The organism is Mycobacterium mantenii, from assembly GCF_001667865.1.
In the GTDB taxonomy this organism is placed as follows: Bacteria; Actinomycetota; Actinomycetes; order Mycobacteriales; family Mycobacteriaceae; genus Mycobacterium; species Mycobacterium mantenii_A.
The window spans coordinates 83,555-96,145 of record NZ_LZJP01000116.1 but is presented as its reverse complement, the minus strand read 5'-3'; the positions used below and the strand labels follow the sequence as shown (position 1 = coordinate 96,145).

Below are 12,591 nucleotides of genomic sequence, written 5' to 3'. Positions count from 1 at the left end.
GAGCGGTGGCGGAGGGATTTGAACCCCCGGACGGTTTTAGCCGTCTCTCGCTTTCAAGGCGAGTGCATTAGGCCGCTCTGCCACGCCACCACGAGTAAGGGTAACGGGGGTCGGTAGCGTGGCCACCATGCGCGCCATCGTCGCCGAATCACCCGATCAGCTCTCCTGGCAGGAAGTGCCCGACGTTTCCGCCGCGCCGGGCGAGGTGTTGGTCAAGGTCGCCGCTGCCGGCGTGAACCGCGCCGATCTGCTGCAGGCCGCCGGCAAATATCCGCCCCCACCCGGGGCGAGCGAGATCATCGGCATGGAAGTGTCCGGCGTCATCGCCGACCTCGGCTCCGGTGTCGCCGAATGGTCTGTCGGACAACAGGTTTGCGCACTGCTCGCCGGGGGTGGATACGCTGAGTACGTCGCCGTTCCCGCCGGCCAGCTGCTGCCCATTCCGGACGGCGTCGACCTGATCGACGCCGCCGGGTTGCCCGAGGTGGCCTGCACCGTGTGGTCGAACCTGGTGCTGACCGCCCACCTGGGCAAGGGCCAGCTGCTGCTGATGCACGGCGGGGCCAGCGGCATCGGAACGCACGCGATCCAGATCGCCCGGGCGTTGGGTGCCCGGGTGGCCGTCACGGCCGGGTCGGCGGAGAAGCTGGAATTCTGCCGCGAGCTGGGCGCCGAAATCACCATCAACTATCGCGACGAGGACTTCGTCCAGCGGCTGCAGGAGGCCGGCGGTGCCGATGTGATCTTTGACATCATGGGTGCCTCCTATCTGGACCGCAATATCGACGCCCTGGCCACCGACGGGCAGCTGGTCATCATCGGCATGCAGGGCGGCATCAAGGGTGAGCTCAACATCGGCAAGCTGCTGGCCAAGCGCGCCCGCGTCATCGGCACCACACTGCGGGCCCGCCCGGTCACCGGGCCCAACAGCAAGAGCGAGATCGTGCAGGCCGTGACGGCCAAGGTGTGGCCCATGATCGCCGAGGGCAGCGTCCGGCCGATCATCGGCGCGCGCATACCCATTCAGCAGGCCGGCGAGGCGCATCAACGACTGACGTCAAGCACGGTGACCGGGAAGGTCGTGCTGACGGTATAGCGGGCCGGCCCGGCGTCAACCCAGGGAAGCCAGCGCGCGTACCAGCTGGTCGACTTCGGCCGTCGTCGAGTAATGCGCCAGGCCGACGGTGACCGCGCCGCCGATGTCGTTGACGCCCAACACATCGAGCGCGCGGGAACTTTCGTTGGTGACGGCGAGAATCCCGTTGTCCGCCAACCGCTGCACGACGCGCTCGGCGGGCACGCCGTTCAACGCGAAACTGACCACCGGGATGCGCACCTCGGGGCGGCCGATCACCATGACCAACGGCAGCGAGCGCAACGACACCATCAGGTAGTCGTAGATCCGGTTCAGATACGAGGTGGCCGATTGCATCGACACGGCCAACCGTTCGCGCCGGGTGCCGCGCGCGGATTCGTCGAGCGACGCCAGGTACTCGATGCTGGCCACCACCCCGGCCAGCAGGCCGAACTGGTGCGCGCCGATCTCGAGGCGCGCCGGCCCGGTGGCCTTGGGGTCCGGCGAGATGGAACTGAACGAGTTGAGCAGCGCCGGATCGCGGAACACGATCGCCCCGATCGGCGGACCGCCCCACGCCGCCGCGTTCACCGCCACCACGTCGGCGTCGGTCTCCTTCACGTCGAGCAGCCGGTAGGGCGCCGCGGCGGAGTGGTCGACCACGACCAGGCCGCCCACGTCGTGCACCAGCTTGGTCATCGCCCGCAGATCGGTGACCGTGCCCAGCGTCGCGGAGGCCGAGGCGACCGCGACCAGCCTGGTCGACTTCCCGATCAGGCCCTCCCACTGCCAGGTCGGGAGCTCGCCGGTCTCGATGTCGATCTCGGCCCACTTGACCTTCGCGCCGTACCGGTGCGCCGCGCGCAGCCACGGGGCGATGTTGGCTTCGTCGTCCAGGCGGCTGACGACCACTTCATAGCCCAGGCCGGCCCGCGACGACGACGCCTCGGCCAGCGCGGACAGCAGGATAGCCCGATCGGCGCCCAGCACGACACCCGCGGGTTCGGCGTTGAACAGATCGGCCACCGCCGCCCGTGCCGCGTCCAAAACAGCGGCACTGCGCTGCGCGGATGGGTGTGCGCCCACGGTGGTGGGGCCGGACCTGCGGAAGGCCGTCGACACCGTGGTCGCGACCGAATCGGGGATCAGCATCCCGGCCGGGGCGTCGAAGTGCACCCACCCGTCACCCAGCGACGGATGCAGTCCGCGCACCCGGGCGACGTCATATGCCATGTGGGCCACCTTAGAGCTTCCGCTTTTTTGCGAAACTGTGACGGTAGCGGGTGCCACACACGTTCCGGCCAGTTGGTGGCTTCCCGAGCCAGGGCACCCGGCCAGCCATACTAGTCGAGTGGGGCTCTGGTTCGGAACGCTCATTGCATTGTTTTTGCTGATAGCGCCCGGGGCGATCATCGCACGCATCAGTCAGTTGTCTTGGCCGGTCGCGGTCGCGGTCGGCCCGGCGCTGACCTACGGCGTGGTCGCGCTGGCCATTATTCCGTTCGGCGCCATCGGAATTCCGTGGAACGGGTGGACCGCGCTGGCCGCGCTGGTCGTGGTCTGCCTACTGATGACCGGCTTGCAGCTGCTGCTCGCCCGCTACCGGGACCGCGACGCCGAGGGCCGCGCGGTCGGCCGCTGGCCGGCCATCACGGTGGGGGCGGGCGTGCTGCTGGGTGCCCTGCTCATCATGTGGGCCGCCTATCGCGGCCTGGCCGCCCATTGGCAGACCATCCCGAGCACCTGGGACGCCGTCTGGCACGCCAACGAGGTGCGGTTCATCCTGGACACCGGCCAGGCGTCATCGACGCACATGGGCGAGCTGCGCAATGTCGAGACCCATAAGACGCTGTACTACCCGTCGGTGTTCCACGCGCTGATCGCCGTGTTCTGCCAGCTGACCGGGGCGGCGCCCACCACCGGTTACACGCTGAGTTCGGTCGCGGCGTCGGTCTGGCTGTTCCCCACCAGCGCGGCGATGTTCACCTGGCATCTGCTGCGGCCGCGCACCACGCAGTGGTGCTGCGCCGGGGCGGCGGCCACCGCGGCCGCGCTGTCGGCGTCGTTCACCGCGCTGCCCTACGTCGAATTCGGCGTCGCCGCGATGCCCAACCTGGCCGCCTACGGGGTCGCGGTCCCGGCGTTCGTGCTGATCACCACCACGCTGCGGCACCGCGACCGCATTCCGGCGGCCGTGCTGGCGTGGGTGGGCGTCATGTCCGTACACATCACCGGCGGGGTGATCGTGTTGCTGTTCCTGCTGGCCTGGTGGCTCATGGCGGCGTTGTGGCAGCCGGTGCGCGGCAGGCTGGCCGACTTCCTGGCCCTGGCCTGCGTCGCCGTGATCACCGGATTGATCCTGCTGCCGCAATTCATCAGCGTGCAGGGGCAGGAAGACATCATCGCCGGACACTCGTTTCTCACCCACCTCAGCAAGAAGCGGGGCGTCTTCGACGCGGTCTTCCAGCACTCCCGCCACCTCAACGACTTTCCGGTCCAGTACGGGCTGATCGCGGTCACCGCCATCGGCGGGGTCATTTTCCTGGTCAAGAAGATCTGGTGGCCGCTGGCCGTGTGGCTGCTGCTCGTCGTGGTGGACATCGACGCCGGTAATCCACTGGGCGGCCCGATCGGTGCGGTCGCCGGAATGTTCGGCGAGTTCTTCTACAAAGATCCCCGCCGCATCTCGGCGGCCATCACTCTGTTGTTGGAGCCGATGGCCGGTGTCGCGCTGTTCGCGATCGTGCTGGCGGCGGTGGCGGGGGCGAAGCGGGTCACCTCCCGTTTCAGACCGTTGGCCACCCCGGTCTGGATCGCGGCCACCGCGGTTCTGCTGGTGGCGGCCACCGTGCTCACCGGCCGCCATTACTTCTACCGGCACCTGGTGTTATTCGGCGACAAATACGACTCGGTGATGGTTGACCAGCGCGACCTGATGGCCATGGCCTATCTGGCCAAGCTGCCCGGTGCGCACGACACCCTGATCGGGAACTCGAATGTCGACGGCACCGCGTGGATGTACGCGGTCGCCGACCTGCACCCGCTGTGGACCCACTATGACTTCCCGCAGCAGACCGGCCCGGGCTATTACCGGTACATCTTCTGGACCTCGGCCCGCAAAGGTGACTCCGATCCACGGGTCCTCGAAGCGATCAAAGCGCTCAATATTCGGTACATCTACACCAGCACGCCGACTGTCCGGGGGTTCGCCGTACCCGAAGGACTAGTGTCACTGGATAAGTCGAAGTCGTGGGCGTTGATCTACGACAATGGCGGTGCCCGAATTTATGAATGGCGCGGAAACGGCACGACGCCACACTCTTAGTCCACAAAGGATGGTGACGGATTGAGTACCCCCAACGACGACGACGGCGTCGAAGTCATCGGCGGCGTCGACCCGCGGATGATGGCGATCGCCGACGACGCCGACGCCGACGAGCGTTCCCTGACCGACCTGGTTGAGCAGCCGGCCAAGGTGATGCGCATCGGCACCATGATCAAGCAACTGCTCGAGGAGGTGCGCGCCGCACCGCTGGACGAGGCCAGCCGTAACCGGCTGCGCGAGATCCACGCGACCAGCATCCGGGAACTGGAAGAGGGTTTGGCACCGGAACTGCGTGAGGAGCTCGACCGCCTCACCCTGCCCTTCAACGAGGACAGCGCGCCGTCCGACGCCGAATTGCGGATCGCCCAAGCACAGTTGGTCGGCTGGCTGGAGGGACTGTTTCACGGCATCCAGACCGCTCTGTTCGCCCAGCAGATGGCCGCCCGCGCGCAGCTGGAAAAGATGCGCCAAGGCGCGCTCCCCCCTGGCATGGGTAAGCCGGGCGGCGCGCCCGGACACGGTCAGTACCTGTAAGCAGACGCGGCACCAATGGCACCGGCTTCGGGTCCTCACATCGAGACGCACAACGCGTGGGTGGAATTTCCCATCTTCGACGCCAAGTCGCGCTCGTTGAAGAAGGCCTTCTTGGGCAAGGCCGGCGGCACGATCGGCCGCAACAGCTCCAACGTGGTGGTGATCGAGGCGTTGCGCGACATCACCATGTCCCTCGAGCTGGGCGACCGGGTCGGCCTGGTGGGCCACAACGGTGCGGGCAAATCGACTCTGCTGCGCCTACTTTCGGGAATCTACGAACCCACCCGGGGCTGGGCCACGGTGACCGGCAGGGTCGCGCCGGTCTTCGATCTCGGCGTCGGCATGGACCCCGAGATCTCCGGTTACGAGAACATCATCATCCGCGGCCTGTTCCTGGGTCAGACCCGAAAACAGATGCTGTCCAAGGTCGACGAAATCGCCGAGTTCACCGAGCTGGGCGACTACCTGTCGATGCCGCTGCGCACCTATTCCACCGGCATGCGGGTGCGGCTGGCGATGGGTGTTGTCACCAGCATCGACCCCGAAATCCTGCTGCTCGATGAAGGCATCGGCGCGGTGGACGCCGACTTTTTGAAGAAGGCGCAGTCGCGGCTGCAGAGCTTGGTCGAGCGCTCCGGAATCCTGGTGTTCGCCAGCCATTCCAACGAATTCCTGGCCCGGTTGTGCAAGACGGCGATGTGGATCGACCACGGCGTCATCCGCATGTCCGGCGGCATCGAAGACGTGGTGCGCGCGTACGAGGGGGAGGACGCGGCCCGGCACGTCCGCGAGGTGCTGGCCGAGACCGAGGAAGCGAATCGGGTCGACACACCCCTGGCCCAAAGAGCATCCGGGGATGAGTGAGACCGTCTTCGCCGTCGTCGTCACCCACCGGCGCCCCGACGAGCTGGCCAAGTCGCTCGATGTGCTGAGCACCCAGACCCGGCTGCCCGATCACCTCATCGTGGTCGACAACGATTTTTCCGGCGAAGGCCCGGGCTCCGGCCGGATCCGCGATCTGGTAGCCGGACAACCGATCCCGACCACCTATCTGGGATCGCGCCGAAACCTCGGCGGCGCAGGGGGTTTCGCGCTGGGCATGCTGCACGCGCTGGCCCAGGGCGCCGATTGGGTGTGGCTGGCCGACGACGACGGTCGCCCGCAGGACTCCGGCGTGCTCGCCACCTTGCTGGCCTGCGCCGAAAAGCACGGTCTGGCAGAGGTCTCGCCGACGGTCTGCAATATGGACGACCCGGAACGGCTGGCGTTTCCGTTGCGGCGTGGCCTGGTATGGCGCAGGCGCGCAAGCGAATTGCGCACCGAGGCGGGACAAGACCTGCTGCCCGGGATTGCGTCGCTGTTCAACGGCGCGCTGTTCCGGGCCGCCACCCTGGACGCGGTCGGCGTCCCGGACCTGCGGCTGTTCATCCGCGGCGACGAGGTGGAATTGCACCGCCGGCTGGTGCGGTCCGGGCTGCCGTTCGGTACCTGCCTGAACACGATCTACCTGCACCCCTGCGGATCCGATGAGTTCCGCCCGATCCTGGGTGGACGGATGCACACCCAGTATCCCGACAACCCCACCAAGCGGTTCTACACCTACCGCAACCGCGGCTACCTGCTGTCGCAGCCCGGTCTGCGCAAGCTGCTGGTCCAGGAGTGGGTCCGATTCGGCTGGTTCTTCTTGGTCACCCGCCGCGACCCCCGCGGCCTGCTGGAATGGATCCGGTTGCGGCGCTTGGGACGTCGTGAGCAGTTCGGTCAGGCCGGGAGGCTTACATGACATTCGTCGACGCGGCCGCACAGTCGCGCACCCTCACCCGCGCCCGCGGCGATCTCGCCGATGGCTTCCGTCGCCACGAGCTCTGGCTGCACCTGGGCTGGCAGGACATCAAGCAGCGCTACCGCCGCTCGGTGCTGGGACCGTTCTGGATCACCATCGCGACGGGAACCACGGCCGTCGCGATGGGCGGCCTGTACTCCAAGCTGTTTCACCTCGAGCTGTCGGTGCACCTGCCGTATGTGACGCTGGGGCTGATCATCTGGAACCTGATCAACGCGGCCATCCTGGAGGGCGCCGACGTCTTCGTCGCCAACGAGGGGCTGATCAAGCAGTTGCCGACGCCGCTGTCCGTGCACGTCTACCGGTTGGTGTGGCGGCAGATGATCCTGTTCGCGCACAACATCGTCATCTACGTCGTCATCGCGATGATCTATCCCAAGCCGTGGTCGTGGGCGGACCTGTCGGTCGTCCCGGCGCTGGGGCTGATCGTGCTCAACTGCATCTGGGTGTCACTGTGTTTCGGCATCCTGGCGACCCGTTATCGCGATATCGGCCCGTTGCTCTTTTCGATCGTGCAGTTGCTGTTCTTCATGACGCCGATCATCTGGAACGACGACACCCTGCGCCAGCAGGGCGCCGGGCGCTGGTCGAGCATCGTCGAACTCAACCCCCTGCTGCACTATCTCGATATCGTTCGGGCGCCGCTGCTGGGGTCGCATCAGGAACTGCGGCACTGGGCCGTGGTGCTGGTGCTGACGGCCATCGGCTGGATCCTGGCCGCCTTCGCGATGCGCCAGTACCGCGCCCGGGTGCCCTACTGGGTGTAGCGGTTCCGGCGGAGAAGCATGCGTGCCCTTCCACTCGGCCCCGCACATCCGGCCGACCTCATGCCGCAATGCCGGTGCCACGGACCCTGAAGCCGCTACCGGTCCGTGCTTAGCTGATCGCGGGCAGAACACCCATCTGAATCAGCACGGTGGCCATATCGAAGTAGACCTTCTCGCACAAGAGCCGATCGCCGTCGAATTCGAAAATCCCGACTATCGGAATCTCGATGCGGCGTCCGGTCGGCGGGATGCCCGCCCATTCGCCGTTGTGGGTCCCAGTGATCAGCCCTTCGCCGAATACTGCGTCGTCGGCATGGCGCATCTTGCCGAGCTCGGCGTGCAGGTCGGGAAGGCCGATCATTAAGCCTTGCAGCAGCTCTCGAACGGCCTCCGCACCCTCGCTCGGGGCGCCGTTCACCTCGTAGCGTGGCTGGGCGAAGGTGGCGATGGTCGCCTCGATATCGTGCCGGTTTTCCGCCTCAACGTGCTGATTGACGATCGCCTCGCGGCGCTGGCGGAGGCTGGTGATGTCGTCGACGGCGGTCATATACGGGGCCTCCTCGATGTCTCGACGACCCCCCTGATAGGCGTCACTCTAGAACACCCGCCCGATGCTTGGGTGGCTTTGCTGATAGCAGGCTCACCGCGCTAACTCAGAGTGTTCGTCGCTCAGCGGTACGACTGCCGCGTCAACCGTTCAGCCATGCTGCCGCCGCGCGGCCGGCCGAAGCGGTTCCGGCGAAGACCGGTGTCGGCGTGGTTGCCCGGGGCTCGTTTTGGGTGGACAGTCGTGCTCAAGCCTCGATTGCGATGGAGAGCGCCGATGGAAATCGTGCCGTTGGGCCCGGGCTTTGCCGCCGAATTGCGCGGAGTGACCATCCACGACGTGGCCGCGGCCGACGCCGCCTACGCGGCGGTGCGCGCGGCGTTCGAGGAGCACTCGGTGCTGGTCCTTCGCGACCAGGACGTCACCGATGAAGCACAACTCGCCTTCTCGCGTCGCTTCGGCCCGCTCGAGGTCACCAAGCCCGGTTCGGTGGGACACGGCACCAACCTCGTGGAACTCAAGACCCTCGACGAGCAGGGCAACGTAGTGCCGGAAGATCACCGGCTCGCCCTGGAAAACAAGGCCAACCAGCTTTGGCACACCGACAGTTCGTTCAAGCGGGTACCGGCGCTCGCTTCGGTGCTGTCGTCGCGCATCGTTCCGGCGCGGGGCGGTGAGACCGAGTACGTCTCCACCCGGCTAGCGTTCGAGCGCCTCGATCCGACATTGCAGGGGAAGTTGGAAGAGTGCTTCGCCTGGCACGAATACGCCTTTTCACGCGCCAAGATCGCGCCCGACCTTGTCGGACCTGCGGAGCGGGCGGCGCTGCCGCCACAGTGTTGGCGTCTTGTCTGGAGGAACCCGGTCAATGGGCGCAAGGCGCTGTACATGGCGTCGCACACCTACGCGATCGAGGGCATGGAGCGGAAAGCGGCGCAAGAATTGCTTGCCGAACTGACGGAGGTGGCGACCGCCCCCGGTGCGAGCTATCTGCACTCATGGCGCGAGGGCGACGTGGTGATGTGGGACAACCGCGCGATCATGCATCGGGGCCGGCCGTGGCCGGCGCGAGAGCCGCGCCACATGGTGCGAAGCACGATTGCTGCGACGGCCGTGGACGGGCTCGACGCGATGCATGCGCCGACGCGCCGGGCGGCGGACTAGACCGTCCGGGCGACGAGAAGTCGCGCGGCCGGCGGCTCGCCGAACGGCCGGAGGCGTGCGGCGCCACTCGGTCACGGCGACGTGCCACTCCAACGGACCACACGGCTTGCCCAATATGGTGGCGGCCGCCTGGTCGTGGTGTCACACTGAAACGCCACCTGAGCAACCGGGGGAAAGGTCCACCGACGTGAGCAAAAAAGTCCCATCAGCAGCGGACGCCGCGCGGAACAACCTCGAAGCGGAGCTGGACCGGCTAAGGCAACGGCGCGACCGCCTCGAGGCCGAAGTCAAGAACGACCGCGGGATGGTGGGCGATCACGGGGACGCGGCCGAGGCGATCCAGCGCGCCGAGGAACTGGTTGTCCTCACCGACCGGATCAACGAGTTGGACCGGCGGTTGCGCACCGGCCCGTCGGACGCCGAGGCATCGGAGGAGACGCTGCCCGGCGGCACCGAGGTGACGCTGCGGTTCGCCGACGGCGAAGTGGTCACGATGCACGTCATCTCCATCGTCGAGGAGACACCCGTCGGCCGGGAGGCCGAGACGCTGACCGCCCGCAGCCCGCTGGCCCAGGCCCTTGCCGGGCGCAAGCCCGGCGACACGGTGACCTATTCGACCCCGCAGGGCGAGAACCAGGTGGAGCTGATCGCGGTCAAGCTGCCCAAATAGCGCTTCCCGGGAGCGCCCGGCCGTCCCGTTAGACTCCCCTCGATGGTTGCCCCGCTTCCGGATTCCGCGTCTGAGGACGCGCGCCCGCACCTGGATCTGACCACACAGGTCATCCGGTTCGTCGTCACCGGCGGGCTGGCCGGAATCGTGGACTTCGGGCTCTACCTGCTGCTGTGGAAGGTCGCGGGTGTCCAGGTCGACCTATCCAAGGCCACTAGCTTCATCGTCGGCACCATCACGGCCTACCTGATCAATCGCCGTTGGACGTTCCAGGCGACTCCCAGCACCGCCCGGTTCGTCGCGGTCATGGTCCTCTACGCCATCACGTTCGCCGTGCAGGTCGGGCTCAACCACCTGTGTCTGGCATTGCTGCACTACCGCGGGTGGGCGCCGCTCGTCGCGTTCGTGATCGCGCAGGGCACCGCCACGGTGATCAACTTCGTCGTGCAGCGGGCCGTAATCTTCCGCATCCGCTGAGCCGCGCTCGGCAAGCGGTACCCTCTTTGACGATGTCGAGCACCGATCCCCTGATTAGGCCCGCCCAGCTGATGGGCTTTGGGCGCACCGCGCCGTCGGTGGCCCAGGTGCTCTCCACCCGCGATCCCGAGGTGATCGCCAAGGCGGTAGCCCGGGTTGCCGACTCGGGCGATCCCAAAGGCCGGGGTGTGATCGCCCGCGGGCTGGGCCGGTCCTACGGCGACAACGCCCAAAACGGCGGCGGCCTGGTGATCGACATGACCGGGCTTAATCGCATCCACTCGATCAGCGCCGACACCCGGCTGGTCGACGTCGACGCCGGCGTCAGCCTGGACCAGTTGATGAAGGCCGCGCTACCGTTCGGGCTCTGGGTTCCGGTGCTGCCGGGAACGCGCCAGGTCACCGTCGGCGGCGCGATCGCCTGCGACATCCACGGCAAGAACCACCACAGCGCGGGCAGCTTCGGCAACCACGTCCGCTCGATGGACCTCCTGATGGCCGACGGCACGGTCCGCGCCATCACCCCCGACGGGGAGGACGCCGAGCTGTTCTGGGCCACCGTCGGCGGCAACGGCCTGACCGGGATCGTGCTGCGCGCCACCATCGCCATGACGCCCACCGAGACGGCGTACTTCATCGCCGACGGCGTCGCCACCAAAGACCTCGACGAAACGGTCGCCGTCCACCTCGACGGCAGCGAGGCCAACTACACCTACTCCAGCGCCTGGTTCGACCTGATCAGTCCGCCACCGAAGCTGGGCCGGGCCGCGGTCAGCCGGGGCAGCCTGGCCAAGCTCGACCAACTGCCGAAGAAGCTGGCCAAGAACCCGCTGAAATTTGATGCGCCGCAGCTGTTGACGGTGCCGGATGTGTTTCCGGTGAGCGCGATGAACAAGCTGTCGTTCATGGCGATCGGCGAGGTGTATTACCGGCTGGGCGGAACCTACAGCGGCAAGATCCAGAACCTGTCCCAGTTCTACCACATGCTCGACCTAGTCAGCGGCTGGAATAATGCTTACGGCCCAAGGGGTTTCGCCCAACACCAGTTCCTGGTTCCGCCGGACGCGATGAACGAATTCAAGGCCATCATCCGCTGGATCCAGACCAGCGGCCACTACTCGGCGCTGAACGTGTTCAAGCTTTTCGGCCCGGGCAACCGCGCACCCTTGAGTTTCCCGATGGCCGGCTGGAACGTCGCCATGGACTTCCCCAACAAGCCGGGGATCAACGAGTTCCTCAACGAACTCGACAGGCGCGTCCTGGAATTCGGCGGACGGGTCTACACCGCCAAGGATTCCCGGGTAAGCGCCGAAACCTTCCACGCCATGTATCCGCGCATCGACGAATGGATCGCGGTACGCCGCAAGGCCGACCCTCTGCGGGTCTTCGCCTCCGACATGGCCCGACGTTTGGAGCTGCTCTAAATGGTGCTCGATGCCGTAGGTAATCCGCAGACCATCCTGCTGCTCGGCGGCACCTCCGAGATCGGCCTGGCCATCTGCGAACGCTACCTGCGAAACGCACACGCGCGGATTGTGTTGGCCGCCATGCCCAATGACCCGGGCCGGGATGCGGCGGTGGCGCAGATGCAGGCCGCGGGCGCGCGCTCGGTCGAGCTGATCGACTTCGAAGCCACCGATTCCGACACCCATCCGAAGATGATCGAGGTGGCATTCGCCCACGGCGATGTCGACGTGGCCATTGTGGCCTTCGGCATCCTCGGCGATGCCGAAGAGCTGTGGCAAGACCAGCGCAAGGCGGTACTGGCCGCCGAAATCAACTACACCGCAGCAGTTTCGGTTGGCGTCCTGCTGGGCGAGAAGATGCGGGCCCAGGGTTTCGGCCAGATCATCGCGATGAGCTCGGCGGCCGGGGAGCGCGTGCGTCGGTCCAACTTCGTCTACGGCTCCACCAAGGCCGGATTAGACGGGTTCTACCTGGGGCTCGGAGAGGCGTTGCGCGAGTTCGGTGTTCGCGTCCTGGTGATCCGCCCCGGCCAGGTGCGCACCCGGATGAGCGCGCACGTCAAGGAAGCCCCGCTCACCGTCGACAAGGAGTACGTCGCCAACCTCGCGGTGACCGCGGCCGCCAAAGGTAAGGAATTGGTTTGGGCACCAGCAGCATTCCGTTACGTGATGATGGTGTTGCGACACGTCCCGCGTCCCATCTTCCGCAAGCTTCCCATCTGA

13 protein-coding genes and 1 tRNA gene are annotated in these 12,591 nt (G+C 66.7%); 11 read left to right on the top strand and 3 right to left on the bottom strand.

Going from position 1 to position 12,591, the window contains the following annotated elements:
- Nucleotides 1-3: 3 nt before the first annotated feature.
- Nucleotides 4-90: transfer RNA gene (locus A5688_RS22865), tRNA-Ser, on the bottom strand.
- Nucleotides 91-127: 37 nt separating this feature from the next.
- Here A5688_RS22865 and A5688_RS22860 point away from each other — a divergent pair.
- On the top strand, nucleotides 128-1,096 hold the full coding sequence (locus tag A5688_RS22860; RefSeq protein WP_067836504.1) for an NAD(P)H-quinone oxidoreductase: 969 nt from the start codon (nucleotides 128-130) through the stop codon (nucleotides 1,094-1,096).
- Nucleotides 1,097-1,111: 15 nt separating this feature from the next.
- Here A5688_RS22860 and A5688_RS22855 read toward each other — a convergent pair whose 3' ends face one another.
- Nucleotides 1,112-2,308 carry a cysteine desulfurase-like protein gene (locus A5688_RS22855; protein ID WP_067836378.1) on the bottom strand — a complete coding sequence of 399 codons (1,197 nt, stop codon included), beginning with the start codon at nucleotides 2,306-2,308 and terminating at the stop codon, nucleotides 1,112-1,114.
- Nucleotides 2,309-2,426: 118 nt separating this feature from the next.
- On the opposite strand from A5688_RS22855, the gene A5688_RS22850 reads away from it, so the two are divergent.
- The 5 genes from A5688_RS22850 to wzm all read left to right on the top strand — a co-directional run bounded on the left by A5688_RS22850 (nucleotide 2,427) and on the right by wzm (nucleotide 7,544).
- Complete coding sequence (locus tag A5688_RS22850; RefSeq protein WP_067913116.1) at nucleotides 2,427-4,400, top strand: DUF6541 family protein; 1,974 nt, start codon at nucleotides 2,427-2,429, stop codon at nucleotides 4,398-4,400.
- A 78-nt stretch (nucleotides 4,401-4,478) separates the two neighbouring features.
- Nucleotides 4,479-4,934 carry a bacterial proteasome activator family protein gene (locus A5688_RS22845; RefSeq protein ID WP_242660353.1) on the top strand — a complete coding sequence of 152 codons (456 nt, stop codon included), beginning with the start codon at nucleotides 4,479-4,481 and terminating at the stop codon, nucleotides 4,932-4,934.
- 15 nt (nucleotides 4,935-4,949) lie between these two features.
- A complete protein-coding gene (gene wzt, locus A5688_RS22840; RefSeq protein WP_067836388.1) occupies nucleotides 4,950-5,798 on the top strand; it encodes a galactan export ABC transporter ATP-binding subunit Wzt/RfbE in 849 nt (282 codons plus the stop codon).
- A complete protein-coding gene (gene glfT1 / locus A5688_RS22835) occupies nucleotides 5,791-6,717 on the top strand; it encodes a galactofuranosyltransferase GlfT1 (RefSeq protein ID WP_067836391.1) in 927 nt (308 codons plus the stop codon). Before wzt ends, glfT1 begins: the two co-directional genes overlap by 8 nt.
- A complete protein-coding gene (gene wzm, locus A5688_RS22830) occupies nucleotides 6,714-7,544 on the top strand; it encodes a galactan export ABC transporter permease subunit Wzm/RfbD (protein ID WP_067836394.1) in 831 nt (276 codons plus the stop codon). Before glfT1 ends, wzm begins: the two co-directional genes overlap by 4 nt.
- 109 nt (nucleotides 7,545-7,653) lie before the next feature.
- Here wzm and A5688_RS22825 read toward each other — a convergent pair whose 3' ends face one another.
- Nucleotides 7,654-8,091 carry an ester cyclase gene (locus A5688_RS22825; protein WP_067836397.1) on the bottom strand — a complete coding sequence of 146 codons (438 nt, stop codon included), beginning with the start codon at nucleotides 8,089-8,091 and terminating at the stop codon, nucleotides 7,654-7,656.
- Nucleotides 8,092-8,367: 276 nt separating this feature from the next.
- Between A5688_RS22825 and A5688_RS22820 the strand changes: the two genes are divergently transcribed.
- The 5 genes from A5688_RS22820 to A5688_RS22800 all read left to right on the top strand — a co-directional run bounded on the left by A5688_RS22820 (nucleotide 8,368) and on the right by A5688_RS22800 (nucleotide 12,591).
- Nucleotides 8,368-9,255 carry a TauD/TfdA dioxygenase family protein gene (locus tag A5688_RS22820; protein WP_067913110.1) on the top strand — a complete coding sequence of 296 codons (888 nt, stop codon included), beginning with the start codon at nucleotides 8,368-8,370 and terminating at the stop codon, nucleotides 9,253-9,255.
- Nucleotides 9,256-9,442: 187 nt separating this feature from the next.
- Nucleotides 9,443-9,925: a GreA/GreB family elongation factor gene (locus tag A5688_RS22815; protein ID WP_067836403.1), complete on the top strand. Its 483-nt coding sequence runs from the start codon at nucleotides 9,443-9,445 to the stop codon at nucleotides 9,923-9,925.
- 111 nt (nucleotides 9,926-10,036) lie between these two features.
- On the top strand, nucleotides 10,037-10,402 hold the full coding sequence (locus A5688_RS22810) for a GtrA family protein (protein ID WP_120312405.1): 366 nt from the start codon (nucleotides 10,037-10,039) through the stop codon (nucleotides 10,400-10,402).
- 32 nt (nucleotides 10,403-10,434) lie between these two features.
- Nucleotides 10,435-11,826, top strand: a complete 1,392-nt coding sequence (locus tag A5688_RS22805; protein WP_067913105.1) for an FAD-binding oxidoreductase — start codon at nucleotides 10,435-10,437, stop codon at nucleotides 11,824-11,826.
- On the top strand, nucleotides 11,827-12,591 hold the full coding sequence (locus tag A5688_RS22800) for a decaprenylphospho-beta-D-erythro-pentofuranosid-2-ulose 2-reductase (RefSeq protein ID WP_067913097.1): 765 nt from the start codon (nucleotides 11,827-11,829) through the stop codon (nucleotides 12,589-12,591).

Coding starts and splice junctions, on each gene's coding strand:
- A5688_RS22800 (WP_067913097.1), top strand. CDS start 11,827: ATGGTGCTCGATGCCGTAGGTAATCCGCAGACCATCCTGCTGCTCGGC.
- A5688_RS22805 (WP_067913105.1), top strand. CDS start 10,435: ATGTCGAGCACCGATCCCCTGATTAGGCCCGCCCAGCTGATGGGCTTT.
- A5688_RS22855 (WP_067836378.1), bottom strand. CDS start 2,308: ATGGCATATGACGTCGCCCGGGTGCGCGGACTGCATCCGTCGCTGGGT.
- glfT1 (WP_067836391.1), top strand. CDS start 5,791: ATGAGTGAGACCGTCTTCGCCGTCGTCGTCACCCACCGGCGCCCCGAC.
- A5688_RS22845 (WP_242660353.1), top strand. CDS start 4,479: ATGATGGCGATCGCCGACGACGCCGACGCCGACGAGCGTTCCCTGACC.
- A5688_RS22820 (WP_067913110.1), top strand. CDS start 8,368: ATGGAAATCGTGCCGTTGGGCCCGGGCTTTGCCGCCGAATTGCGCGGA.
- A5688_RS22825 (WP_067836397.1), bottom strand. CDS start 8,091: ATGACCGCCGTCGACGACATCACCAGCCTCCGCCAGCGCCGCGAGGCG.
- wzt (WP_067836388.1), top strand. CDS start 4,950: ATGGCACCGGCTTCGGGTCCTCACATCGAGACGCACAACGCGTGGGTG.
- wzm (WP_067836394.1), top strand. CDS start 6,714: ATGACATTCGTCGACGCGGCCGCACAGTCGCGCACCCTCACCCGCGCC.
- A5688_RS22860 (WP_067836504.1), top strand. CDS start 128: ATGCGCGCCATCGTCGCCGAATCACCCGATCAGCTCTCCTGGCAGGAA.